This window comes from Epilithonimonas sp. 33E, from assembly GCF_059372615.1.
In genome coordinates this window covers 460908-487131 of the sequence record NZ_CM182009.1, presented here as the reverse complement: position 1 = coordinate 487131, position 26224 = coordinate 460908, and the positions used below count along the sequence as shown (strand labels likewise).

Annotated in this window: 27 protein-coding genes; 8 read left to right on the top strand and 19 right to left on the bottom strand. The window is 33.9% G+C overall.

Translation table 11 applies throughout. The features are described 5' to 3' along the window. Positions 1-46 precede the first annotated feature (46 nt). Complete coding sequence (locus AC5P2S_RS02345; protein WP_494556079.1) at positions 47-871, bottom strand: UDP-2,3-diacylglucosamine diphosphatase; 825 nt, start codon at positions 869-871, stop codon at positions 47-49. A gap of 371 nt (positions 872-1242) precedes the next feature. Between AC5P2S_RS02345 and AC5P2S_RS02340 the strand changes: the two genes are divergently transcribed. The 4 genes from AC5P2S_RS02340 (at position 1243) to AC5P2S_RS02325 (ending at position 5919) form a co-directional block, all read left to right on the top strand. After that, positions 1243-2478: a dicarboxylate/amino acid:cation symporter gene (locus AC5P2S_RS02340; RefSeq protein ID WP_283416172.1), complete on the top strand. Its 1236-nt coding sequence runs from the start codon at positions 1243-1245 to the stop codon at positions 2476-2478. Between the two features lie 147 nt (positions 2479-2625). After that, positions 2626-4074 (top strand): serine hydrolase, encoded by a 1449-nt coding sequence (locus AC5P2S_RS02335; RefSeq protein ID WP_494556078.1) that lies wholly within the window; start codon positions 2626-2628, stop codon positions 4072-4074. A 479-nt stretch (positions 4075-4553) separates the two neighbouring features. Continuing rightward, positions 4554-5663 (top strand): Mrp/NBP35 family ATP-binding protein, encoded by a 1110-nt coding sequence (locus AC5P2S_RS02330; protein ID WP_283416170.1) that lies wholly within the window; start codon positions 4554-4556, stop codon positions 5661-5663. Positions 5664-5667: 4 nt separating this feature from the next. Next, entirely contained in the window at positions 5668-5919 is a 252-nt protein-coding gene (locus tag AC5P2S_RS02325) for a NifU family protein (protein ID WP_283416169.1), read from the top strand. 50 nt (positions 5920-5969) lie between these two features. On the opposite strand, the gene AC5P2S_RS02320 is transcribed toward AC5P2S_RS02325, so the two are convergent. After that, a complete protein-coding gene (locus tag AC5P2S_RS02320) occupies positions 5970-6323 on the bottom strand; it encodes a YkvA family protein (RefSeq protein WP_494556077.1) in 354 nt (117 codons plus the stop codon). Between the two features lie 78 nt (positions 6324-6401). Continuing rightward, complete coding sequence (locus AC5P2S_RS02315; RefSeq protein WP_283416167.1) at positions 6402-7418, bottom strand: NAD(P)H-dependent glycerol-3-phosphate dehydrogenase; 1017 nt, start codon at positions 7416-7418, stop codon at positions 6402-6404. A gap of 183 nt (positions 7419-7601) precedes the next feature. Between AC5P2S_RS02315 and AC5P2S_RS02310 the strand changes: the two genes are divergently transcribed. Then, the gene (locus AC5P2S_RS02310) at positions 7602-8483 is read left to right on the top strand and encodes a M23 family metallopeptidase (protein WP_283416166.1); all 882 of its coding nucleotides are present in this window, start codon (positions 7602-7604) and stop codon (positions 8481-8483) included. A gap of 100 nt (positions 8484-8583) precedes the next feature. Here the strand turns inward: AC5P2S_RS02310 and AC5P2S_RS02305 are convergent, their stop codons facing one another. The 9 genes from AC5P2S_RS02305 to AC5P2S_RS02265 all read right to left on the bottom strand — a co-directional run bounded on the left by AC5P2S_RS02305 (position 8584) and on the right by AC5P2S_RS02265 (position 17431). Next, the gene (locus AC5P2S_RS02305; RefSeq protein WP_283416165.1) at positions 8584-9918 is read right to left on the bottom strand and encodes a trigger factor; all 1335 of its coding nucleotides are present in this window, start codon (positions 9916-9918) and stop codon (positions 8584-8586) included. Between the two features lie 148 nt (positions 9919-10066). Then, the gene (locus AC5P2S_RS02300) at positions 10067-10633 is read right to left on the bottom strand and encodes a hypothetical protein (protein ID WP_494556076.1); all 567 of its coding nucleotides are present in this window, start codon (positions 10631-10633) and stop codon (positions 10067-10069) included. Between the two features lie 43 nt (positions 10634-10676). Next, complete coding sequence (locus tag AC5P2S_RS02295) at positions 10677-13061, bottom strand: TonB-dependent receptor (protein ID WP_494556075.1); 2385 nt, start codon at positions 13059-13061, stop codon at positions 10677-10679. A 305-nt stretch (positions 13062-13366) separates the two neighbouring features. Then, positions 13367-13726, bottom strand: coding sequence for a hypothetical protein (locus tag AC5P2S_RS02290; RefSeq protein WP_494556074.1), 360 nt, complete (start codon positions 13724-13726; stop codon positions 13367-13369). A 180-nt stretch (positions 13727-13906) separates the two neighbouring features. Further along, positions 13907-14935, bottom strand: a complete 1029-nt coding sequence (locus tag AC5P2S_RS02285; RefSeq protein WP_283416161.1) for a nucleoid-associated protein — start codon at positions 14933-14935, stop codon at positions 13907-13909. Between the two features lie 52 nt (positions 14936-14987). Next, positions 14988-15806, bottom strand: coding sequence for a reverse transcriptase family protein (locus tag AC5P2S_RS02280; RefSeq protein ID WP_494556073.1), 819 nt, complete (start codon positions 15804-15806; stop codon positions 14988-14990). After that, on the bottom strand, positions 15803-16087 hold the full coding sequence (locus AC5P2S_RS02275) for a helix-turn-helix domain-containing protein (protein WP_494556072.1): 285 nt from the start codon (positions 16085-16087) through the stop codon (positions 15803-15805). Before AC5P2S_RS02275 ends, AC5P2S_RS02280 begins: the two co-directional genes overlap by 4 nt. 23 nt (positions 16088-16110) lie before the next feature. Beyond that, entirely contained in the window at positions 16111-16371 is a 261-nt protein-coding gene (locus AC5P2S_RS02270; protein WP_494556071.1) for a hypothetical protein, read from the bottom strand. A gap of 379 nt (positions 16372-16750) precedes the next feature. Then, positions 16751-17431 carry a hypothetical protein gene (locus tag AC5P2S_RS02265; RefSeq protein WP_494556070.1) on the bottom strand — a complete coding sequence of 227 codons (681 nt, stop codon included), beginning with the start codon at positions 17429-17431 and terminating at the stop codon, positions 16751-16753. A gap of 508 nt (positions 17432-17939) precedes the next feature. Between AC5P2S_RS02265 and AC5P2S_RS02260 the strand changes: the two genes are divergently transcribed. Next, positions 17940-18251, top strand: coding sequence for a hypothetical protein (locus AC5P2S_RS02260; protein WP_283416159.1), 312 nt, complete (start codon positions 17940-17942; stop codon positions 18249-18251). A gap of 378 nt (positions 18252-18629) precedes the next feature. Here the strand turns inward: AC5P2S_RS02260 and AC5P2S_RS02255 are convergent, their stop codons facing one another. The 3 genes from AC5P2S_RS02255 to AC5P2S_RS02245 form a co-directional block, all read right to left on the bottom strand. Next, positions 18630-19883, bottom strand: coding sequence for a type II toxin-antitoxin system HipA family toxin (locus AC5P2S_RS02255; protein WP_076783585.1), 1254 nt, complete (start codon positions 19881-19883; stop codon positions 18630-18632). 1 nt (position 19884) lies between these two features. Then, positions 19885-20166 (bottom strand): helix-turn-helix domain-containing protein, encoded by a 282-nt coding sequence (locus tag AC5P2S_RS02250; RefSeq protein ID WP_076783586.1) that lies wholly within the window; start codon positions 20164-20166, stop codon positions 19885-19887. Between the two features lie 146 nt (positions 20167-20312). Beyond that, positions 20313-21236 (bottom strand): tyrosine-type recombinase/integrase, encoded by a 924-nt coding sequence (locus AC5P2S_RS02245; RefSeq protein ID WP_076783587.1) that lies wholly within the window; start codon positions 21234-21236, stop codon positions 20313-20315. Positions 21237-21445: 209 nt separating this feature from the next. Between AC5P2S_RS02245 and AC5P2S_RS02240 the strand changes: the two genes are divergently transcribed. Next, positions 21446-22495: a restriction endonuclease subunit S gene (locus AC5P2S_RS02240; protein WP_494556069.1), complete on the top strand. Its 1050-nt coding sequence runs from the start codon at positions 21446-21448 to the stop codon at positions 22493-22495. On the opposite strand, the gene AC5P2S_RS02235 is transcribed toward AC5P2S_RS02240, so the two are convergent. Then, entirely contained in the window at positions 22488-23042 is a 555-nt protein-coding gene (locus tag AC5P2S_RS02235; RefSeq protein WP_076783590.1) for a restriction endonuclease subunit S, read from the bottom strand. The genes AC5P2S_RS02240 and AC5P2S_RS02235 overlap by 8 nt on opposite strands. A gap of 7 nt (positions 23043-23049) precedes the next feature. Between AC5P2S_RS02235 and AC5P2S_RS02230 the strand changes: the two genes are divergently transcribed. Then, positions 23050-23667 carry a restriction endonuclease subunit S gene (locus AC5P2S_RS02230; protein WP_494556995.1) on the top strand — a complete coding sequence of 206 codons (618 nt, stop codon included), beginning with the start codon at positions 23050-23052 and terminating at the stop codon, positions 23665-23667. Here AC5P2S_RS02230 and AC5P2S_RS02225 read toward each other — a convergent pair. The 3 genes from AC5P2S_RS02225 to AC5P2S_RS02215 form a co-directional block, all read right to left on the bottom strand. Next, positions 23660-24850 (bottom strand): restriction endonuclease subunit S, encoded by a 1191-nt coding sequence (locus AC5P2S_RS02225; RefSeq protein ID WP_494556068.1) that lies wholly within the window; start codon positions 24848-24850, stop codon positions 23660-23662. The genes AC5P2S_RS02230 and AC5P2S_RS02225 overlap by 8 nt on opposite strands. Positions 24851-24987: 137 nt before the next feature. Then, on the bottom strand, positions 24988-25473 hold the full coding sequence (locus AC5P2S_RS02220; RefSeq protein WP_076783592.1) for a hypothetical protein: 486 nt from the start codon (positions 25471-25473) through the stop codon (positions 24988-24990). Then, on the bottom strand, positions 25470-26216 hold the full coding sequence (locus AC5P2S_RS02215; RefSeq protein ID WP_076783593.1) for a DUF3800 domain-containing protein: 747 nt from the start codon (positions 26214-26216) through the stop codon (positions 25470-25472). Before AC5P2S_RS02215 ends, AC5P2S_RS02220 begins: the two co-directional genes overlap by 4 nt. Between the last annotated feature and the right edge of the window lie 8 nt (positions 26217-26224).

The following is a 26224-nucleotide window of genomic DNA, read 5'->3' as shown; positions in this document are numbered from 1 at the left end:
TTAAAAATTAGTTTATTTCATTTTCCGCCTTTGCTGTCGTAAAAAATTAAACAATCTGCGTCACGATTTTCATCAGCTCTGCACTGTCAATTTCTTTCATTTCTTCTGGTTCTTCATCGATTAAATTATATTTCTCATCCTCATAAACAAAAAGTTTCCAGTCGCCATTATGATATTCCAAAGCCGAAAGATTTTCCACCCAGTCACCGGAATTCAGATACATACATTTTCCTTTTTTACCAACTACTTCCCGGATTTGAGGCTGATGAATATGTCCGCAAATCACATAATCGAAATCATTTTCAATCGCCAGTTCCGAAGCAGTCAATTCAAAATCACCGATATACTTCACAGCTTTTTTGACATTATTCTTAATCTTTTTGGAGAACGAATATTTCTCCCGACCGATTTTCTCAAGAAACCAATTGACCAGATTGTTAATTGCAATTAGTAAATCATAACCTTTTCCACCCAACTTTGCAATCCACTTAGAATGCTGAACCGATGCGTCAAAAACATCTCCATGAAAAATCCATGCTTTTTTTTCGTCCATCTTTAGAACGTGTTTGTTGCACAATTTCAGTTTTCCCAATTCGAAATCTGTGAAATTTCTGAATGCCTCATCATGATTGCCAGTGATATAAAAAACCTCTGATTCTTTCGTAGCGAATGAAATTAATTTCTTGATCACCTTGAGATGGGACTTCGGAAAGTACGATTTCTTGAACTGCCAGATGTCGATGATATCGCCATTTAAAATCAAAATTTTGGGGCGGATAGAATTCAGATATCTCAACAGCTCTTTTGCCTTGCAACCATAAGTTCCAAGATGCACATCCGAAATAATAACAATTTCCACATCTCTTTTCATTAACTATCAGATTTGTACAAAGAAATAATTCTAATTTGAACTGTGCGTGAATGTTATTTTATTTTTGTTGATCAGAATCGGCAGTTTTTATTGGAGTTCTTAATATTAATTTAAAATATTAGTGGTTATTCTCTCAAAAATATTAGTTTTGTTCAGTTTCAATTTATATCAGGACTTATAAAGCTTAGATTAAATACAAAGCTGACAAAGATTTTTTTTGAATGTTGAAACTGCTTAAAGCTCACAAAGCTACTTCGCTTAGAAAGATTTGAACTTCTTATTTCAGCGAAACGCCTTTGTGAACTTTAAAACATTAATAATAAATAGATTAAAAAACTTTGTGCACTTTGTGTTCAAAAAATAAATTAGTTATGAAAGGTCAGAATAAACTGTTTTTCGCAATCATTATTGCACTAATCTTAGGTGTTGTTTTAGGAGGAATTGTCCACACCAATTATCCCGACTCTTCCGAAAATTTTTCTAAGAATATCAAACTGTTGGGAACAGTTTTTATCCGACTGATTCAGATGATTATTGCGCCTTTGGTTTTCTCGACTTTGGTGGTTGGGATTGCTAAAATGGGCGACATCAAAATGGTTGGTCGTGTAGGCACAAAAGCAATGCTTTGGTTCATTACGGCTTCCTTGGTTTCCTTATTGATTGGCTTGGTTTTAGTGAATTGGTTAGAGCCTGGCCACGTTACCAAGTTACCAATTCAAGATGCTTCTTCAGCTTCCGAAATCGTGAGTAACAGCAAAGGATTTTCTATGGAAGACTTTGTAAAACACGTGATTCCGAAAAGTTTATTCGAAGCTTTTGCAAGCAATGAAGTTCTTCAGATCGTTGTATTTTCGGTAATGTTTGGGATTGCGTTGTCAGCAATGGGTGAAGAATATGCAAAACCTGTCATCAAAGGGCTAGATATCATTGCTCACGCTATTTTAAAAATGGTCGGTTACATCATGTGGGTTGCGCCGCTTGGAGTTTTCGGAGCAATTGCGGCAGTTGTTGCTACCAATGGTTTTGAGATTTTTAAAGTTTATGCCATTTATCTCAGAGATTTTTTCTTTGCTTTGGCTGTTCTTTGGCTGGTTCTTTTATTAGTTGGTTATATGATTCTTGGCAATCGCCTTTTCGAATTATTGAGAAGAATCAAAGAACCTTTGTTGATTGCATTTTCCACCACAAGCTCAGAAGCTGTTTTCCCAAAATTGGTAGAAGAACTGGAAAGATTTGGATGTAATAATAGAATTGTTTCTTTTATTTTGCCATTAGGTTATTCTTTCAATCTGGACGGAAGTATGATGTATATGACATTTGCTTCGATTTTCATTGCTCAGATTTACGGTATTGATATGCCTCTCGGGCAACAAATCATAATGCTTTTGGTCTTGATGTTAACGAGTAAAGGTATTGCCGGCGTTCCAAGAGCGAGTCTTGTCATCATTGTTGCTGCGTGTGGAATGTTTGATATTCCTGTTGAGGGAATTGCTTTGATTTTACCGATTGACCATTTCTGCGATATGGGAAGAAGTATGACGAATGTTTTGGGTAATGCGCTTGCGACGTCTGCCGTGAGTAAGTGGGAAGGGCAGTTGGAGAGTTAGATATTTATTTTACATTATATATAAATACAATTTTGTCATTCCGGAGGAATCTAAACTGCTGAGATTCTTTCAGAATGACAAAATTTCTTTTTAATGATGTAATAAATCAAAGCTCATAGTTGTCCTTATGTCGTAAACCTATAACTAATGAAACAAGCCTTCTTAATCTTATTCTTTTTAAATTTTTCATTTTTAGGATTTTGTCAAAAAACTGAACAAACAAAAGCAATCGATAACTATCTGACCAAAGTAATTAAAACTTACGGCATTCCTGGAATGGCGGTTGGAGTTGTAAAGAATGATAAAATTATTTTCCAAAAATATTACGGTAGAGAAAACTTAGAGTCTGAGAAGAAAGTAGATGCTAATTCTCTTTTCAGAGTTTATTCTACTACAAAACTAATTACCAATGTTGCCGTTTTCCAATTGATTGAGAAAGGACAACTGTCTTTGGAAGATAACATTTCAAAATATCTCGATAATCTTCCCAAAGAATGGCAAAATGTCAAAGTAAAAAATCTGTTGTCACATTCATCAGGCATTCCGGATTTTGAGCGTCATAATTTGCCTACAAACATTTCCAACTCTGAAGTTTTTGAACGACTTTCCAAAGAAAAAATGGAGTTTGAGACGGGAAATCAGTATAGTTATAATCAGACTAATTATATGATGTTAGCAATGATTATTGAAAGGATAAGTGGACAAAAATTTGAAGATTTTGTTCTGAAAAATCAATTTTCTGATGCAAAGAACAAAATCATAATCAATTCCAATTCTCTTGAAGAAATCCCCAATCGAATCCAACTTTACAGATATAATGATTCTCTGAAACAGTTTAAAAAATCTACACACGTTGGTGGTTTGAGAGCTCATCCTGCTAATGGTTTAGCCATTTCGCTTCCTGATTTTTTACAATGGAGCATTAATCTTGACACCAACAAATTCCTTACAGACCAAACAAAAAAGTTGATGTGGAACCCTTTTGATTATACCAATAAACAAGATATTTTTGCGCACGGTTGGGAAATTACCAAAACTGGAAATGTAACGTCTTATGGTTTTTCCGGCGGAAACATCAATGCTTACAGTATTTTTCCTGACAATGATTTGTCAATCATTTTTATGTCGAACGGCTACAAATACAATTCTTTTCCCCCAATTTATTTTATAGTCAATCATATTGCAGGATTGATTGATAAACAATTAGCAAATCCGTATTGGTCAAGAGAAGAATCAGTTGCTTCTGAAATTATTAATAAACCTAATATTAAAAAGGAAATTTATGGTTATAGGATTGAGAATGATAAAGTGATTTTTGCTTACAATGTTCCTAAAAATTTAAATGCTGAAGCGATAACGAAAATAGCTGTTGCTGGTTCATTCAACGATTGGAATCCTGCTAATACAATGTATCAAATGATTAGAAAAGACCGAGACACTTTTGAATTGGTTTTGTCTAAATCTCAGTTTGAAAAAGGAAAAACTTATGAATTTCGGTTTGTGATGAACAAAAATGGTTGGTTCACGACACCTTACAGCGCACTCAACACAAATGGAAAACCTGATGATAATAATCTGACTTTTAAGGTTGATTAAAATTTAATCTTTGAAAGCACTTCGACTCCGCTCAGTATGACAGCTCTAGTAAGATTCACTTTTCCGGCATTGTCAGTCTGAGGCTCTCGAAGACTTTAAATACTAAAAATCCATTAAAAGTGTAGATTCAGATTCCTTCGGAATGACAAAAATTTATTTTTATTGACAAAATTCAAATTGTAGCCCTGATTGTAGTGGAAATCCTTTTTTGCGTTAGCTTCGAGACCTCAGTCTGACAAAACGTGATGCAAAAAAGATTGCAACGAAAGCAGGTTCCCGGCTCCTAAATGAGTTGGAGAGCTCGGAAAGCTGTAAAGCTCTTTTTGTTTTATGTTTACATCAAAACTTCCCAACTCAAAAAACGCTTTAACTAAATCCATGTCAAAAAATCATTAGCATAGACAAAATCACAAATCCTATTGATTCTAAATTAATTTTTAAATCCGTAAATTTGTTGTCTCAAAGATTAATAAAATTTTATGCTGACGAAATCAAAAGTTCAGGATTTTCTGAAAGAGATAGAAGTAGATGACCTCGTAAGTAATTTCCAGGTGATGGGTGACGATGTCTATATCGATATGACCGCACATTCACCTGCGATGCACGAAAAGAAAAAGCTGGAAGTTGCTATGAAACAAGCTTTTGCTTCGGAATTCGGTGAACACATCAACTTAAAATTGAAAATCGTTTCTCCCGAATTGCCTGCAACACCTCCAACTAATGAAATCAAAGGAAAACAGATTCCGGGTATTCAAAACATCATTGCTATCGCTTCCGGAAAAGGTGGCGTTGGAAAATCTACTGTTGCAGCAAATCTTGCGGTAACGTTAGCAAAAATGGGGTTCAAAGTCGGACTTTTGGATGCAGATATCTACGGACCGTCTGTTCCGACGATGCTTGACACAGAAGGACAAAAACCAATTTCTGTAGAAGTGAACGGTAGAAATCTGATGAAGCCCATCGAAAATTACGGCGTAAAAATGTTGTCTATCGGATATTTTTCCGGGGCTAACCAAGCTGTAGTCTGGAGAGGACCAATGGCTTCCAAAGCCTTGAATCAGATGATTCGTGATGCGGATTGGGGAGAATTAGATTTCCTTTTGATAGACCTACCTCCGGGAACTGGCGATATTCATCTTTCTATTATTCAGGAAGTTCCAGTAACGGGTGCTGTGATTGTGAGTACACCTCAGCACGTTGCTTTGGCTGATGTAAGAAAGGGAATTGCTATGTTCAATATGGAAAGTATCAACATTCCGGTTTTGGGACTGATAGAAAATATGGCTTATTTCACACCGGAAGAGTTACCTGAGAATAAATATTATATCTTTGGAAAACAAGGCGCCCAATTTATGGCAGAGGATTTGGGAATCCCGGTTTTGGGAGAGATTCCTTTGATTCAAAGTATCAGAGAAGCAGGAGATGTAGGAAGGCCAGCAGCTTTGCAGGAGAATTCCAAAATCTCTGAAATCTATACCAAAACTGCTCAGAATATGGTTGAAAGCCTTGTGGAAAGAAACACCAATCTGCCGCCAACTGAGGCTGTGAAAATCACAACTATGGCTGGTTGCTCACCTAAGAAAAAATAACTTTATGAGTAATATAAATCAAATTCAGGAAGAACTGGCAACCAAAGTAATGGAAGCTTTGGATAGTATTCGTCCATTTCTAAACAAAGATGGTGGCGATATCGAGCTTGTAGATGTACAGGGAACTACTGTGATTGTAAGACTACTGGGACATTGCTCAAGTTGTGGGATCAGTAGCTCTACCATGAAACTGGGTGTGGAAAACACCATCAAGCAGTTTGCTCCGGAAATAGAAACTGTTATTAATATAGAATAAAAAAAATCCCGATTCAGATTTGAGTCGGGATTTTTATTTGTTTCAAATTATTATTCTACAATTTCTGCATCAATAATTTTAGGATTATCCTTCTGGCTTTCCCAAAGCAGAAACTTGTCCACTTCTTTCATCAGCATCGGGATGGCAAAAGCTAAGATTGCCAGATCATCCAAAGCACCAATTCCCAAAACAAAATCTGGAATAATATCAATTGGAGAAATTACGTAAAGCATCGCTAATGCCGGAATCAAAATGTCGGTAAACTTCATTTTATATTCTCCTTTCCGCCAGAGTTTAATCATTCTAACAGCCGCAGGAATCTTTTGGAGAAATCCTTTGTGTTTTATAGCTTCCTGAGCTATTTTGAATTTTGAATGTTTCATTTTGTGTTTGATTTTTTTCATTTTAGACTGCAAAATTTGCAAATTCTATTCCATTGTATTTTTATAATTGTTAATTAACTTTCTTTAAGGAAAATACGATTAAGTTAGTTTATCAGTCAGTTTTGCAAATTGTTTCTCTGCATTTTTTCCTTCATACAAAATATCATAAACAGCATTGATAATAGGAAGTTTCAGTTTCTTTTCTTTACAAATAGCATAGATTCCGTTAGTTGCATAATAACCTTCGGCAACCATACTCATGGACTGGATTGCAGACTTTACCGTATAACCTTTTCCAATTAAGTTTCCAAGGTTTCTGTTTCTGGAGAACAAAGAATAAGCTGTTACAATCAAATCTCCCAGATAAGCACTGTCGTTTACATCTCTCGGTTCCGGATAAATCGCTTCCAGGAAAGTTTCCATTTCACGAATTGCGTTAGAAACGTACACTGCAATAAAGTTATCTCCATAACCCAAACCGCTCGCAATTCCGGCACCGATGGCATATATATTTTTAAGAATGGCAGAATATTCGTTTCCGAGAATATCGCTGCTTGTATTCACTTTGATATAACAAGATGACAGGATCTCCTGCAAAATTTCCGCATCTTCCTGCTCTGCCACAGCCACTGTAAGATACGATAAACGCTCCATTGCCACTTCTTCCGCATGACAAGGACCGGCAATAACTGCCTGATTTTTGAATCCGATTTTGAATTCGTCGCGAAGATAATGTGCCACAATATCATTATGTTTTGGGACAATTCCCTTAATCGCTGAACAGAACAATTTGTCCTGATACTCGCATGTCAGTTTTTCCATAGATTCTGCAAGATAAATGGAAGGAACTGCCAGGATAACAACATCCGAATTGGAAACCAACTCATTGATATCTGTAGTGATTTTAAGTTTTTTTAGGTTGAAACTAACGGTGGTGAGGTAAGTCGGATTATGTCCGCGCTGCTCAATTGCACCCTTTACAAACTCATTCCGAACACACCAGTTGACCGTTTTGCAGTTTTCAAGAAGCATTTTCACGATTGCTGTCGCAAAACTTCCGCTTCCCAAAACGCCAACCCGTACATTCTTAGATGATTTAGTCAATTTCTTAGCCATTATTTGTCGTCTTTTTCATTGCTACAAATCTAAGGTTATTTATGAATTTACCTCAATGTAAATTTTCTTTAACAATTAATTAAGAATTATTAACTTTTGTTAAATAAAAATTCGCTCAACGTTGATTAAAATTGAAAAATGTAAAAAATTCTTACTTTTGCAGTCCATTTTAAAAATCAATTAATGGTCCAATTTCTAAAATCAAAGAAGAAAACCAATATTGTTCTTATACTTCTTCTAGTCGCTTGCTTTGTTCAGGCTATGATTATTGCAAAACTCTATACTGGAAAAGACGATAAAGTCTATGAAGTGAATCTTGTTAAAATCAATAATGAAAAAGACAGCATCGATCATCTCCAGCTGAAAACCGACCTTGCGATTGTTGACCAAAGTATACGGAGTATCGACGGATTCCTAAAATCAAAAAATGTTTCTGACCTTAGAATAGAAAGATTAGCAAAAGACAGCCTGGAGAATGAAGTTTATCTTGCCAAAGTCAGTAACCGCTACAGCCAATACCTGGTCGATCTGGAACAACGGTTACAGCAGGTTCCGCTAGGTATTCCTACGGATGGCTATATTTCTTCGAATTTCGGGATCAGAAAAAATCCAATTCCTCCAAAATCTACGGAAATTACAAATAATTCTAATGTTGCCGAAGAAAAGGACAGCCTTGGAAATGTCGTGAAAAGACAGGCTATTGTAAAGGAAGATAAAAATGCATCCAGTAATGCTCCGGCCGAGAAAGACCAAATGCAATTCCATAAAGGATTGGACATCGCTGTAGCTTACGGAAGTCCTGTAAAATGTGCAGCATCCGGAAAAGTGATTTTTGCCGGTGTGAAAGGAGGATACGGCAATTGTGTGATTATAGAGCACAGTAATGGATTGGCAACTCTTTATGGCCATCTTTCCGAAGTTTTGGTAGAAACTAATGATCGTGTAAAAGTTGGTCAGATCATCGCAAAATCAGGAAATACCGGACGTTCTACAGGTCCCCATCTTCATTATGAAGTTCATAAAAATAACCAACCCATCAATCCAAGATTATTTTTGAATTTCTGATGATTTGGATTTTCGAAAACATATATATTAGTTTGATAAATTGTGGAAAAATAAAAAACGCTCCAGAAACCTGGAGCGTTTTATTATATAAGAATATCAATTATTTTTTCAATTCTTCAAGAAACTCATCGTGAGAGATTTTGGTTTCTTTCTTTTTAGATTTTTCAAGGATAACATCTTTCAACTTAGCCATAGCAACTTCGGAAGAAATTTGTCTCACCTGATTCTCATCTTTCAGCATTTCTGCCGCATATTTCTGAACCTCATCATCACCTAGATGGTGGATTCCGTAGATTGCTAACTGGTTTCTTACCAATTGCTCAGCTTGTCCAAGAACCTCTGCATAATCCAATTGGATATCGTTATCATTCATCAGTTTTCCTTCTAGGATCTGACCTTTGATAATATTTTTCTCGTTTTCAAGGATTTCTTTTGCCTGCTCTTCAGAAGTGATATTCTGGTTGGAGAACAATAACCACTTAATAAGAAAAGCTTCCGGTAGTTTGATTTCTTCTTTTTCGTTAATTTGTTGAAGGATTTTATTTACGAAATGTACATCAGCATTTTGTTGGAAATACTCATCCAATTCAGATTTCACTCTCGCTTTCAATTCTTCTTCAGTTTTGATAACATCTTTACCATAAACTTTATCGAAAAGCTCTTGATTAAGCTCTGCTAAGTTCAAACCGTAGATATCTTTTACAGTTACTTCCACTTCGTTGTGGTGAAGGTGTTCTGCTTCTTCTTTGCTGAATCCTAATTGTTTTGCCAACTCTTCCTTAGCCTGAAGATCTTCTTTAGACACTTTTACAGAATCGTCTTTCTTCAGTTTTTTAACCAGATCATAAGCTTCTTTCTGTTCTTTGGAAACAGTTACGTTTTTTGGTGCGTGGTGGTGATCACCTTCAGCCTCAGCTTCTACAACTTGAGAAACTTCCAATGCCACATAAGAATCTTTACCGATTTTTTCCTCAGGAACTCTTTCGGCAAAACGCTTTTGCATATTTTCTACACTTGTAGAGATTTCTTTGTCAGAAGCTTCAACTTTGTAGTGAGGTGCTTCATATTTAGTCAAATCTACAGTGAATTCCGGCTCATATCCAACTTCGAAAGCTACGGATAAAGAATCTGCATTATGGTTAAAATCGTTTACCGGCTGAGGAACCGGCTGCCCGACTAATCTTAGTTTATTTTCATTAACGTAGTTATTCAACGCATCAGAAATTTGCTTATTGATTTCCTCGTAAGCAATACCTGCTTCATATTGTTTTCTAACCATGCTCAATGGTACTTTTCCTTTTCTGAATCCAGGAACCTGTGCATTTTTCGCATAGTTGATCAATTGCTTTTCTACTTTTTCTTTATAGTCTGATTTTTCCAATGTTACTGTAAGCAATGCACTTACTTCATCATGGTTTGTCGCTGTAACGTTCATTAATTGAAATTTTTAGGTTGCAAAAATAGAGAAAATTTGAGGAAATGCAAAATTTAATCTACTCCTGATTTTTATAAAAAATCATAAATTTTATAACAAAAAAGATGCTTTATAAATAAAGCATCTTTTTTTTAACTGTTTTGAAAAATCAGTTACTCAAACCAAATGTAGCCTGAGCGTCGGTTTCACCACCGGTTACACTACCCCAGGCTGTTCCGTTTTGTGCTTCATTGGCAGTCGCAGGCTCATGAATCAATGTCAGCTGTAAAAGCGGAGATGACGATTTCACGACTTTTTCAATCTCCCATTTCGTTTTCAATCCTACTTTACCAAGCTTTCCTGTAGAACTTTCATCATCCAACCTGGTGAGATTGATGGTAGATCTCGGAAAATCGAAGATTAGAAAATGTTCATCTTTAGCATCCTTGATTTCCTTTGTTACATCTTCACTTCCGTTCCAGAAAGTGGTTGTAACTTCGTAGGACTTTCCATCAGTTAAAGGAATTACAGGTGCAGCTGATCCGATGATATAACTATAATTGGCACTTGCTCCGGTGGCAATATCTTTTACATTAAGCGTAATTTTTGTCAATTCCTCCTGAGGAAGATCATCCGCTGCAACATCTTCGTCCCTCTGACAAGAGATCACATTGAAGATTAAAAATAATACTGCTAAAAGACTTATTAATTTGTTAAGATTGAATTTATTTTTCATTGTTTTAAATTTTTTAATAATTGATTGATTTTTTAATTAAATGTTAGAATTTATATCTGAAATTAAGAATGAAATTTCGTCCCATGTCATAGGCGAAAAACCGCATTCTATTCAGATAATCTCTGTAAGAAATATTAAATATATTATTAACGGTCAAACCTGCAGAAAAGTTTTTTGCCAGATTGATCCCTGTCTGTACATTCCACAGAGAATATTGTTTTGGAGGTGTACTGATGTCCACAACCTTTATAACTTCCTCTTCATCAACATAGTCTGTATATTCCAAATTATGTATTGGGAAACGATTCTGATATAAGAAAGTCTGATTCTCAACATTAAGATAGAAACCATTCCATTCGTTTTTACTGAATTGTAATGCATTCGAAAAATTGACAGGCATCATTAGAATCAACGGTTCCTTATTGGTTTCATCCTGACCATAAACATAAGCACCTCTTCCTTTGTAAGTCAAATTTTCTGTGAGATTGAAATTAACATCCACATCTAATCCATACATTTTGGCATCGATTTGCTGATAGACCCAAACCGGAAAAGTGCCTGCCTGTGTGTATTGCAAAGTGCCATTTGGAATCTGGTTGATGAAATTTTTCGTGATAAAGAAATAGGGATTTGCAGAAATCTCCAATCCGTTCAGAACGTCAAACTTAACATCTGCAATCAAATTGAATTGATGACCTTCCTCATTTTTGATAGCCATATTTCCTTTCTCAATAATCGCTGCGGAATGATGCAACCCGTCCGAAAACAATTCAGCAATGTTAGGCGTTCTACCAACTTTTGCATAATTGAATTTCAGATTAAAGTTTCCTGAAGGATGATATTCTAAACCTGCATTATAAGACAAATTCTGATATTCTAATTTCGGGCGTGTCAAAACTCTGTTTGCATCTGTCATCACATAGAACTGCGGATAAGTGGCTGCGTAATAATCTTCCCAATCACTTTTGTTATACCACTTCGTTACATCATAATAATTATAATCATAACGGATTCCGGCTTCTGTATTCAATTCAGGAGTGATTTTATATTTGAAAACCGAGTAGATTCCTGCAGAATATTTATCATAATTTGGAATCAATCTTCTGGCCTGTGTTGCAGGATCGGAATAATTGTTTTGAAAGCTGGCATCAATTCCTGTTTCCAAAGACCATTTTTCTCTTTCCAGCAAATCATTGATATTGAACTGGTGTGTCATCAAAGCCAAATCCAAAGAAGGAATGGCACTTAAACTGCCTCTTCTTAAATCAAACTCCTGCCGATGATTATACTGAAAACTATAAGTTGCCGACACTTTCCCGATATTCTCAAATCTGTTGAAAGCAGAAACTTTCATCAGATGATGTTCAACCAGCTGTCTCGGATTATCAATATCATAACTGAAATTTCCGGAGTAAAAAGGCACAGGCGTATTCATCGCCGCTTCATATTCCTTTGGTATAGACACATGCGAATCGCGCAAGATTCCAAGATTCTGATTGGTCAAATAATAATCAAAAGAAATCCCATTTTTGAATGTATTCTTCTGCAACGTAAAATTGAACGAAGAGAAATCCGAGCCTGTATTTTTCAGATTATAGTGTGGAGCACTTTGATCTCCCAGTTTCTGAATGTTACCTCCCGATTTCACAGCCCATCCATTTTTCCATACTTTAACCAGATTGACATCAACACCTAAACCTCTTCCGTTAGAAATTCCCGACAAACCGACACTTCCTTTCAAAGTATCTTTTTTAGGAAAAATTTCTGGTTCCAAAACCACGACACCACCAATCGCATCACTGCCATATCGTAGAGCCGATGCGCCTTTGATAACATCGATGTGCTGAAAATTATTGACATCAATATTAGGTGCATGTTCCACTCCCCATTCCTGTTCAGCCATTCTCACACCATTGTTGACAATCGAAATTCGGCTGCCGTAAAGCCCATGGATCACAGGTTTTACAATATTATTCCCGGTTTTCAAACCACTGACTCCCGAGATATTTTTAAGAAGATTTCCAAGATTTTCTGTAGAATTCCTTTCGATTTCCGAATGATCAATCGTTTTCACAACCATAGAACCGCTATTCTTGTGATTGCCATGAACAGTCACAGATTCTATCTCGTTCACATGATGTTCCAATTGGATCGTCAAATGCAGATTCTTATCCACAGACAAAGATTCTGAATAATCATTACAATCGGGATGAGAAGCTGATAAAGTGTATGTTCCTGCTGAAACATTCTTGATTTTGAACGCTCCTTTTTGATCTGTTTTTGCAGAATATTTCCCAAAAGAAACCAAGACATTTTCCAGTGGTGTCTTGTCATGAAAATCCTGGACAGTTCCTTCTACAGAATAGTTTTGCGCAGATCCTAATGCAAGTCCAAAAAAGACTAACATCAGACTAATAATATATTTCATAATTGTTTTTCTAAAATGTACTTTGTACAATATAAAAAGTTGTAATTGAAATAATTAAGCAATGATTTTTAACAACATTTCAAAACTAGATTTCTAGAAAATCAGATTTGAATCGCCAATGCAGCCCGACCTGAGTGGAGCTCATCTCGCCAGAGGCGGAGCGGATAAAACGGTCTAAAGTCTTCAGTGTCGAAGAAGTCAAATCACTAAGTAATTAATATTTCAAATACGCTCAGGTATTCTTACAAATCCCGAGAACAAAATAATGTTGCTTCCGCAAGACAGTCGCTCCGGAAGAACACAAATTACGAAATAGCGGGTGGACCGCGGAGTTGAAAGGTAAATTTGGTCTGAGACCATATTTTTTCCTGTACAGAAAAAGTTTGCTGAGCTTCGTTGGTATGGTTTTCAAACTGAAAAGCAAATTCTTCCGGAACCAAAGTGTTGCCTGTCGCCAGAAAATGACATGCCAGACAATCCCCGGACTGATTTTTTGAGACCGCTTTAGAAATGCTTTTCTCCGTTTTTTTAAAACCTGAATCTGTATAGAAAGATTCGCCGTTGTGATGATGCAATTGTGAAGAAAACAAAGCCACAAAAAGATACATCACGGCAAAAAATACCGAGATGAAATTCTTAATAACCCTGTTTTTTCTGATCAACATAGTTGCAAATGTAGAGATTTTTTATAATAGAATCAAGATTATGTTAAATTCTAAAAATATTAAGAGTTTAAAATGAATGCAAAAAAAATTCTCGCAGATTTAACAGTTGATACAGATAATTCAAAAATCTGCTTAATTTGCCAAATCTGCGAGAGATATTTTTTAAAGAATTACAAACTTTTATTTCTCTTGTTCAAAATATAAACGGTAGTATTTCCCCTTCTCGTCCTGTCCCGTTTCTATCATTTTGCGGTCGCCATGGATGTAGATATGGAAATTTTTATCGAGTTTAATAATCGATTTAAAATGTCTCTGTTGCTTTTTAACCGCTTGTGTGTTAATCGGGAAATCTTCAGAAATCGAGATCTGCATATCCTGCTCATAATCAGATTTGAAGTTGGAAAAACTCTCGATAACACTTTCGTCCTGCAAAACTTCATTGACAAAATCATCATATTTGAACTCTTCTTTTTCTTTGAAGAAATTGATAGACTTGTTGAGAAAATCCGCCTGGTCAGCTTTGGAAACTTCAAACTCTTCCGGTAACTTTTGTGTGATAAAATCCTTATAAACTGTCAATGTTTCCTGGGTGTGGAAGTATTCGTCGTCGCGTTGTTTTACTTTCAGGAAGTCCTCGAACCAATAATACATATCGCCGTTTTTGTTGTTATCAACCACAGACAGGATATAGCCGGTTTCTTTGTCATTGTTATAGATCAAAGCCGCTTTGTCGATTTTTGACAAGCTGATCCCAAAATCTCTTTCGATTTCAAAAGATTCATCCTGAGGATTGATTTTAAGGAAACCTTCCCTCTTTTCAGTTTTGAACAGCCCGATAGAATCTATTTTTTTGTCACTGTTGTCAGCAGACTCGATAACATCGCCTTCAAAATAAACGACGAACAACTCCCCGGCCTGAACGCGCGGATTTTCTGCCGCATCATAAAGATGTTTGGCAATATTCTCAGATTCCCATTGGAACTTGGCCTTGTCTTCAAAAATTTCGGACACAGAACTGTAAACAGGGTTATTCACCAGATAAGAGTCGCTGTAGAACTGGAACTGTTCTTCGGATTTGAAAGCACTCATAAAATAATTTCCGAGCAACTCCTTCATCTCATCTTCCAGCTGTAGCTCTTCCTGGGAAAGCGTTAAAGATTCTCCATTGATTTTATTCCCGACTCTGTGAACTGTAATTTTTGAAAACATTTGTTTTTGTTTTAGGATTGCAAAGATAAATTTATATTATAAAATCAATGAATTATCTATTCTTTTTATGAACCTGCTTTCTGTAATTTTCCCTCCCTTTAATTCTTAACATATTCATCTTTGATTCATCTTGCATATCAAATTCTTTTGTAACTGTCATCCTACCTTTTTTAATTAAAACACCAGTAATTATACAGCTACCTATCCTATAAGTTGTTTTTTTTCTACTAATTTTTACGCCTCTATCTGTAATAATTCTAATAATATCAAGATTGAGATACTTCATATCTTCTTTAGATGAAAAAGTCAAATCGTCTATCCATCTAGAGTAAATAATATTTCGATTCTTGATTAATTTTAGAATTTCAATATCGATTTTTTCAAAAACTAAGTTTGCTAACATTGGGCTTGTTGGAGCGCCTTGTGGTAATGTAAAATCTCTATGACCATCTTTAGTCGACAGAACACAAAGATTAGCGATTTTTTCCGCAACAGCTTTAGAAAATCCTTTTGCAACTAAGGAATTAATAATCATAGCTTGGGAAACAGAAGGGAAAAATTTCTTCAAATCCGTTTGAAAAAAATATTTGTTTTTATAATGTAATTTTGCATTATCAATATTACTCCAGCCCTTCACTCCTCCTAAAACATTATCTACCAAAACAAGCTTACTCAAAATTCTACCTTGAATTTTATTTTGAATATCTTTCAATTTATTAATACTCGGATTAAAATATCTTTTCGAAATCCCATCAGATTTAATTTTGGAATATTCATAATAGTACTTTGTAATTTCTGAAATTATTTCATTTATTTCAGTTTCGTTACTATCAACAATTCGGTAGAAGGAGTTTAAGGACTTTAATATCATTTTTCATCAAGAAATACCGAGTTAATGATTGTGTCCAAAGAATTAAAAATAAACTTTTTATCTTCTTTGATATCAGTCTCTTCAATAGACTTAAAAAATAAAATAGGTAGTGGGATTTGTAAGACTTCACTTATTTCTTTCAGAACTGAAAGATTTGGCTCCTTTTTATTTTTTTCGATTAGAGAAAGATAAGATTGAGTCTTTTGAATCTGCTTAGCCAACTCTCCTTGACTCATCCCAATTATCTTTCTTTGATTTTTTATAGCGTTTCCTAAATTCATACAAAAAATTAAAAGCGGGTCAATTACAAATTTTTAAAACTATCAAGCATTTCACTAAAAAATTTCCAAGTCTCAGGATTTAAAATAAATCTCATTAAATCTGGAAGAATTTTTGCAAATTCAGCCTTTCCATCGATAGCTTCATTATCAGTTTCTAAATTTTCTAGAAAGAATAAAATTCTCTCTAAAATTTCTAAATCCTCAATTGACAAAGAACTGTGGTTCTTTTCTTGTAAGGTCTTTAAATCAAATATAAGACCTTCGAGCTGGTTTTTGTTTCTCATAAAAAATTAAATTAAATTAAACAATAAGATTAGGAACGAACGTGTGAGACACAATTCGCTCCGCTTTTTAATTAGGAGGAAACAAATCTGGAATCCTTGATTCCATATTTCGTTTCCGTTGATTTACTACTTCTCATTGTTAAATGGTTGTAGCGGCAAAATGGTTGATGGAAAAACCGTGGTAAAAACCACTATTTAATCATACGCTCCTAATCTTATATTTTTTATGGCCAAAACCTTAAAGAACTATTTCTATTGCAAATGTATAAAAATAATTATTACCTACAAATAAAAAATAACAAATTTTAATATTAATTTATAACTAGTAAATAAAAATCCCCAAGCTCACACTCAGGGATCCATCATATAATTTCAAAGCTTAAGGATTAGGATTCTCCTCTTGCCCTTTCTTCTCCGCCCTCACCTTGGTCAGCAATTTCGAAATCGTATAATCATCCTTTTTCACAGTATTCTTGAAAACCTTTTTACCATTGTTGCTCACTTTGGAGATATAGCTGTAGGCATTTTCGAACAAAAGCTTATTAGCCTCTACAAGAGATTTTCTGTTACTCACGATGGCGATTTGCTCCGCATTCCAAGCTTCCATCTGAGGAAGTATGGGCGGAAAATAGTCCAAAAATTCCTTTGGCATATTACCAGCATCCAGCTCAGCTTTATGACTTTCCAGATAAGGCAGCACTTCTCTCAGGTCGTACACAGCACCTTCGATATTTCTTGTGGTCAGCTTGCTACGGATGCCGGATATAGAGGCTGATTCCAGTCCCGCGTCTTTGACATAATCCAGCAGAAAAAGCAATTTTTTATTCGCTTCATCAGCCAGTCCATACAACTGTTTTGTAACACTTTTCAGTTCCTCCGTTTTCGCCAGAACAGATGCCGTTCCTCGAACTGCATCAATAGCATTCTGAAATTCGGTCACAAAATCCGAATCCATCATCTTGTAATGTCCCGCCAGTTCCGCTTGGTCTCTGTTAAAACTCGCAATCAGCGCATCGCCAATCGCCGGATACTCCTCATAGTTTAAATTGTTATTTCCCATTTTTTATGTTTTTGAATTAATTTTATTTATGGTTTGATTTACTCTTCTGATTATCTACTCGACTCTTCTGATTGTCTACTCAACTCCTCTGATTGTCTTCTTAACTCTTCTGATAGTTTTCTCAAGCCATCTGATTGTCTATTCAAGTCATCTGACTGTCAACTTAACTTCTCTGATTGTCTACTTAACTCTTCTGACCGTCTACTCAACTTCTCTGATTACTTTCTCAATTCTTCTGACAATCTACTTTATTCTTATGATTATCAACACAACAACTAAGACACTCAAATATATTTATATTTTCATTCACAAACAGACATTATTTAAAATAATTTTCATATAAAAATCCTATTTAATTTATTTTTTAAACAATTAAAAACCATTACAATTAACAAAAACCCTTCACCTATAAAATTATGATTGAATTCTAAAAATCGATAAGCCATTATTAAAACAAATAATCACAGATACCCAGAATATTTTATCTTTGATACAAACCTTGATCAAAATGACCTCAACCTTACAAAAATATAGCCTGTTCTTAGTTTTATTAATAACATTCTCTCTGTCAAAAGCCCAAACCATAGAGGAGGAAGTAGCGAAAAAGTCCTGCGAATGCATTGATTTGAAACTAAAGGAATCCAATATCGTATCCAAAGAAGAAATCAACAATTGTATTGGACAAAGTCTAGATGTTGTTTTGAAATCCAAAACGGAAAAAGAAGCAAAAAAATACATGAGAAATATGAATGCTTTTGTCGAAAAAGCCAGAATAATTTACAAATCTGTTTCAGAGAATTGTTTGCCAAAGACAAATTAAGAAACAAAAAAACCCAGCCGAGGCTGGGTAAAAACTAATAACCATGAAAACTCAAATTAAACATGAGAATCGCTTCAACTAGAAGCAATAAGTAAGCCATCAAATTTTAAAAATCTTATAAAAAATGTTATTTTATGTTAAAAAAATCGATTAATGATTTTGTATTTTCTGCTTTGAATATTTCAATATAAAAAAATCCCCTCGCTTACGCTCGGGGATTTATATTTAATCAGTCTCTGACTGCCTATTTTACTTCTTCAAAAATAACCATATATGAAAATCAATTAGTTATAGTTTTATGGTACAAATGCGATACAGAAATGGCGTTTTTTTTATACGATCAAGTGTTGAGCAGCAATCTAAATCTGTTCAATGTACTTAATTAAATCTGAAAGCTGCCTGCATTAATTCTTGTTCTGATCGTGAAATACCAATTTGATGAGCAATTTCTTTCCACTGGTTTACTGAATTGAAAACTTCGTTCAATATGTTGTCCATTTCAGAATGATTTAATCGAAAAAAATCGCCTACGCTTTTAGCCAATTCAAAATCTAAAGCATTATTATCCATATCAATATTTAAAGCCAAACCATCTTTATCAATGGAAGGATTTAAATCATAAGCCGGAGATAACACCCAACCTTCGTCAGTCAAAATAAATCCATGATTGCGAAGATGGTCGTCCGTATTGGAAACAGCAATATTAAAAACAATTCTTCGCCATAACTGGTGTAGATTTTCATTAACCTTACAACCATAATTCTGAATAAATTCCACTATATCCAAATAACTCGCAGGTTGATTTTTAATCGTGTCTTCATTGTTTCCAGTCATCGTCATTGCCGATGAAAAATGAATTCTTTCCTTACCCATTCGATCAAAGCGTTTGGTGAAAAAGGTGTGATAAGTTCCACTTACTTTCTCCATTTTACATTCTGCCATTTCGATTCCTGCTTTTATCGCTAATTGGTAGGTTAAATATTCCCAAGCGGCTTTATCAATTGTATCATATTTGGAAGGGAATTTCGCAATCCAAAGTTGATTTTTTTCGTCTAAAACATTGGCTTTGGGTCTTGCACCTCCCAAGGAAGATCCTGGCACAATTAGCACTTTCAACCATTTGTTTATGGCTTCGTTATCCGTATCATTTTCATAATGAACAACGGCTTGCTGCAATTCCCGAACCGTTGACCAAGGCGGTGTAGATTTTTCGGAATCATTATCTAAAAAATCACCGTTAGGATCCAATTTAAATCGAAAAGCACCCATTCTTGTTTCATCAAAAACGCCCAATAAATAATCAATATCATACAATGTTTTAGGATTTTCGCCTTTCGTTTTGGCTAACTGAATTTCACGACGTTTCATTAATGTTCGTCCCCAAGTATCGGGCATACTGTCTAAGAAAATTCCGAAATTCTCTTTATTATTTGGAAATTGTTGCCCGGAATAAAATTGAATATCCGGATCTATCAACCGTTGAGCATTGGATTTCAACCAATTTTTGTCATATTCAAAACTAAAAGCCTTTCGTCCTTTGGCTTGATGTGCAGACAAAATACCCAACAACACTGGTTCGGCTAATCCAAGCCAATGTGCATAAACATAGATGTCGGTTTTATTTGTTGCCATTTTATAAGAGATCTAAATCTTGTAGTTTTCTGCCCATTTCATCATCAGCTGCCAACTTTAAGAAATCGTTTTGCAAGCCCAATACACGCAACACATTAAAATAAGCACCCATTGCCACACTACTATCTCCTTTTTCTACTAAATATAAGGTAGAACGAGCAATACCTGCACGCTCGGCAACTTGTATTGCCGTAAGCTTTCTACGCTTCCGAGCTAATTTTATGTTCTCACCCATTTGCTCTAAAAGAGCAGCGTATTTGGGTAAAAGGATTTGCTTTTTCATTTTAAATGATTGCTATTTCATACAAAAATAAATAAAACGATTGAAATAACAATCATTTAAATTGGTGATGTTTTTTAATCATTACATTCTGTCACAAAAACAGTAACTATTTGTGACAAAATATAATATTAAATTAAGACTGATATTCACCTCAACGCTTTAAACATCTGTTCTATGGCTTTTTTCTTTTGTTCCATATTTGGGTGTACGTAGAGATTAAGCGTTGTACTAATGTTAGAATGTCCCAATAAGACACTTACCGTTTTGTAATCACAATTACTTTCAATACATCTTGTTGCAAAGCTATGTCTCAGTCCGTGGAATTTTAATTTAGGCATATTCAATTCCTTCATCAAATTTTTATAATAACTGCGATAAGTTCGGGGTTCTGTTGGTTTTGCATCATTGGTTATAACAAAAAATGAAGGGTTTACAATTTTTTTAAAAGGCTTAAGTATTTTCAATAAATCTTTGCTTATTGGAATTTCCCGAATAGAATTTTTTGTTTTGGGTGTGTCTAAAATAAGTTCAGTTTTTCTATTTCCATCTTCAATAACATATATCCTCTGAATCGTTCTGTTAACACTAATTATTCCGTTGTCTGTATCCACATCTTCCCAAGTCAATGCACATATTTCGCCGATACGCATACCTGCACTCAAGCAGATATATACACCTAAGTTCCGAAATGTAAAGTGTTCTTGTATATAATTCATAATTTTCTTTTGATCGGTTTTACTAAGAACTTCGATGCTATGTTTTTCACGTTCTGTGGGAAACTGTATGTCAAAAGGAGTATAATTTAGCCATTTGTGCTTTGCTCCAAATTTGAGGATCATTTTCAGTACGATTAAAATATCCTTGATTGTTTTATGACTTAAGCCGGATTCTAATTTTTGGAAAACAAAATTTTGTACATCAATTTCTTCAAGTTCATATTTATCACCAAATGCTGGTAGTAGATGATTTTCAATAAGGAGCGTATAAGCCGAAAAACTTGACTTTTTTACATACTGCTTTTTGTCTATTTTCCATAGATCGATTACTTCTGACAATTGCTTTTTGTTCATTTTATTTGAATTAAAGATTAAAAAGAACAAAGGAAGAAAATAAAGGATTGAGGATTTTAAATCTTTTGCATTGAGCTTCAAGAATCTTTAATCTAAATGTTCCCCATTTACGATTTCCGGGGTTTACTGATGAGTGGGAACTTACTTCAGTAGATGAAAATTGCTTACTAAAAGGAAGAATAGGATATAGAGGATACACTACTGGAGATTTGGTTGAAGAAGGCAAAGGAGCATTTGTATTGGGAGGCAAGCATATAAAAAATCAAACGATTGATTTGTCTGAACCCACTTTTTTGAGTTGGGATAAATATTATGAATCACCTGAAATTATGGTTAAAGTTGGTGACATCATTTTTTCTCAACGAGGCACATTGGGAGATTGTGCAATAATCGAAAAGGAAATTGGTTTTGCAACAATTAACCCAAGTATGGTCTTGTTGAAAGATATAACTTGTAATCCGAAATTTCTGTACTATATTTTAATTGGGGAGAATATCCAAAATGAGGTTCAAAAAAATAAAGCTTTAGGGGCAATTCCAATGCTTTCGCAAAAACAAATCAAAAATTTCCCCTTTCTTATTCCAAAGAATCCTAATGAACAACAAAAAATATCTTCATTCCTGTCTCTGATAGACGAAAAAATCCAAACCCAAATTAAAATAATTGAGGAACTTAAATTGTTAAAGAATACGCTTAGCAAGAAAATATTCTCTCGTCAATTGACGTTTAAAGATGACAATGGGAATGATTTTCCAGAATGGCAACATAAAAAACTCGGTGAACTAGCTACAATAACAACAGGCTCTTCTAATAGAGAAGATTCAATTTTAGATGGAGAATATACGTTTTTTGATAGATCTCAAGATGTTAGAACAAGTAAACGATATTTATTCAACAAAGAAGCAGTAATAGTACCAGGAGAAGGACAGAAATTTACACCTAAATATTTTATGGGAAAATTTGACTTACATCAACGAACGTATGCAATTTTTGATTTCATTGAATTAAGTGGAAAATATTTATACTATCATATAGATATTGATGAGAAGTATTTACAATCTCAAGCTGTAGGTTCAACTGTAAAATCTTTGAGATTACCAATGTTTCAGTCTATGCCGATTAAATTTCCACCTCTTGAAGAACAAATGAAAATAGCTAATTTTCTTTCATCAATCGACACAAAAATTGATATCGAAACAGAACTCTTAGAAAAATTAGAAGAACAGAAAAAATATTTATTACAAAACCTATTTATATAAACAGGTTTTGTAATAAATAGAGCTTTTGCTTAGTCAGTAACGTATAGATATCGAATTCCATTTTTACCTTTTTATCAATTCCTAACAATATATTTGCAATCTGATTTTGTTTATGATGATTAGGTAATGAAATTTCTATTGGCTCAATTTCAGAAATATAATGTCGTTTGTGTTCAGCAGATGATAATCCTAAAAAAGACAAATACTCAAACATAAATTTCAGATTTACATTAGATTTGGCAGTTAATATTTTAATCGCTGATGATTTTACTTTAAAAGGAAAATTTACAAATTTGGTATCCATTGTAAAATCATCAAAAATGATACACTCACCTTTATCATAAATCCCGAAATCTTCAGCTGTATATCCTAGTACAAACGCTTTATTTGCCGTCAAAACAGGAATCAAAGAATTATCTGAAGAGTAATCTGTATTTGATGCTAAATATTTAGTTGGTTGTTCGTAGTTTAAAACCTCCTTAATCTGTACTATTTCATTTTCTTGATTAAGAATTTGTTCATATAGTTGATAGCGAAGCGTATTCAAACAGGATATTAAATCTTCAATTAAAGGACTAAGTGAAAAACTGTTTTCACAAGAAATCAGATTCAAAGGATTCACAGAAAAATGGACAGAAAAAAAACTTGGTAAATTAGCAACTTTTTATTCAGGTGGAACTCCGCTGACATCTAAAAAAGAGTATTTTGATGGAAATATACCTTTTATCCGATCAGGTGAAATAAATTCTAATGTAACAGAGCAATTTATTAATGAATTAGGTTTAAAAAATTCATCTGCTAAAATGGTTGAAGTTGGTGATATTTTATATGCCTTATATGGCGCAACAAGTGGTGAAGTAGCAATTAGTAAGATTAATGGAGCAATAAACCAAGCAGTGCTTTGTATAAAATCTCAACAAAATCATTATTTCATTTACTCTTATCTCTTTCATAAAAAAGAACACATTATAAATAAGTACTTACAAGGTGGTCAAGGAAATTTATCTGCAGACATTGTGAAGCAGATAGAATTACCCATTCCACCTCTTGAAGAACAAACTATCATTGCCAACTTTCTTTCTGCTATTGATACAAAAATTCAAACAGAAAAAAATATTTTGGAGAAGTATCAATCTCAAAAACAATATCTATTGCAAAACCTATTTATATAAACAGATTTTGCAGTAGGTGTTTTTTCTGATCTTTTAATTTTTTTAACAAAGTATTTTCAAGATTTATTTTTTCATCGATAGACGAAAGTAATTTTTCTATTTTATTTTGTTCATCCAAACAAGGGCAATAGATAAGAGCCTCTCCATAATCTTTGAAATAAATATGAGGAATACCAGAACCAACTTTATACGTGTTAAAGTTAAAGAATTTCAAACAGAAGAAAATATATTTCAAATTAACATAAGATTTTATTGTCAGGTAGTTCAATGTTCCAATAACTGAAAATTTTCCTGTTCCATACTGGACTTTTCCAACTCCAGAACCATCTTTGATTATCATAATTGCATCTTCATCAATTAGATAATTTTCTGAATAAGAAATAATACCTGTTGCACCAAAAATTGGAAAAACTCCTCTTTCATTTAATATTTCCGCTTCAGTCAATGATGATGAATGGCAAGAAACACAATCTTTCAATTTTACATTTGGAGTTTGTGTAAGAATTAACTTTTGATGAAGTCCTTTAATTAAGGTTTCTAATTGTTCAATTATTTTAATTTGAGTTTGGATTCGCTCATCGATTAGGGACAGAAATGAGGCAATTTTTTGTTGTTCTTTTACAGCAGGAAATGACAACTCAATTTTTGAAATCCGTCCAACATTAATACTAAGAACTTTTGTTCCTTGTGATTCTCTTTGGATTTGCGTTCTAACACGATTGGATTTAAATAAGTAAGCATTAAATCCTAAATGGAAAACATTTTCCTTAGGTCTTGCTAATAGTGTGTGTAATCCAGATAGCAATCTTACATCATTTAGATTTATAACTTCAATGCTTTTACCAACATCTTCTAAATCTTCAGACGCATCTGCAAAAATTATATCTCCCTCTTTACAAAAATTTTCCTCTGAAATCCTACGAATATTTATATCTTCATTGATAAAAGGAACAACTTCATTTCTAATATCAAATAATGCCTGAAATTTAGTATGAATATCTCCATAATGAATGTTTTTTACTGTTCCATTTTCATAATTCAAATTTTCTCTTGAAAAAGAGTTAGTAATTTTAAAATCCATTATCTCCCCCAACTTCTTCACTTCCCACTCACCAGTAAACCCCGGAAATCGTAAATGGGGAACATTAGCGATATTTTTATTATCTTTTTGTATCTCGGTCATAGTATTATCTTCTTATTCAGCATTAAGGATTTAATCTATTTGCTTTTATATTTTTATTTTGTATCTTTGCAACAGCTCAGTGACCATTTCTTTATTGAATGTAAGTGTTAAAGGAGTTTAGAAGCCGTTTAGTTCCACTAAGCGGTTTTGGCTTTTATATAAGTTTCATACTCTTTTAATTTCTTTTTTAAAGTATGGTTGTCGGCTATATAAAAAGCAGTCCAAAACAATAAATAGCCATTTCTTTTGGTTAATACTACCAAATATCTTTCAGATTCATTCAATATATGAATCCGAGTATCTCTTCCAAGTACTTTCTCCCAAATTAATAGTTCTTTATGTGGACAATTTGATATAATGAATTTAGGAAAACGTATTCGTTCCATTCTTCTCATATCAGGTGTACGGTTTTGTTCATCCTCACCCTCATGTGTGATATGATAAAAAGTACGATGTAGTCCATCTACTTCCGGATGCTTTTGTGCTGACACTTTCATGCCTTCGTAAATTGGCTGTGTTTTAATAAAATCATTATGAAAAACCAAATAAATGGCTTCAAAATATGATGTAAAATCACCGCCAAAATCACTAAACGGTATTAATTGGGGAAAAACTAAACTCATACAAAATATGGTTTTTGAGGTTCCCAAATAAAAACATTGAACTTCCGTTCTTTTAATAATGTGGATTTTGTAAGCGAATATTTAGAGCGATGTTTAATAAGATTGATTAATTCATTCTTCGCCTTATTATTGTTTAATCCTCTGTTTACATAAGCCGTAGCACCAATTAATAAATCGGCGAGTTGTAATATCTCTACTTCGTGCGACCGCACTTGTTGTACTTTTTTGATTATTTCTTTGGAATAATCATATTTATCATTCCTCAGAACCTGCTCAAGCTTATGAACTTTTTCCTTACTTCTGGTATCCTTAATATCAATATAGATATGATGTGAATTTTCAGGATTTAGAATGGCTTTTAACATTCCAAAATACATTTTGTAGTAAAATGTATCGTGTGTATGATTAAATTTTTCGTAATTAATAGCGGATTTATCTGATACTACAAGAGTTCGAAACTGTAAATCATCATCATCAAAAAAATAATTGATGACATCTTTATAATATTCAATTTTTGATTTTGAAACCTTGTTCCATTTCAACTCATAGTAAGTACGATTATCCTTATCATTCTTTTTATTTTTAGGAATAAGATTATGCTTGATTTTAAAACTATATAATCTTTCAAAAATTTCTTCTTTCTTTTCAATTGGGCAATAAACAGCACCTAAAACCATTATAGGTTCTTTGTCATTCAGCAAATGACAACTTTCGTCGCAATATATATTGATTGTTGGTTTCATCACTAAAA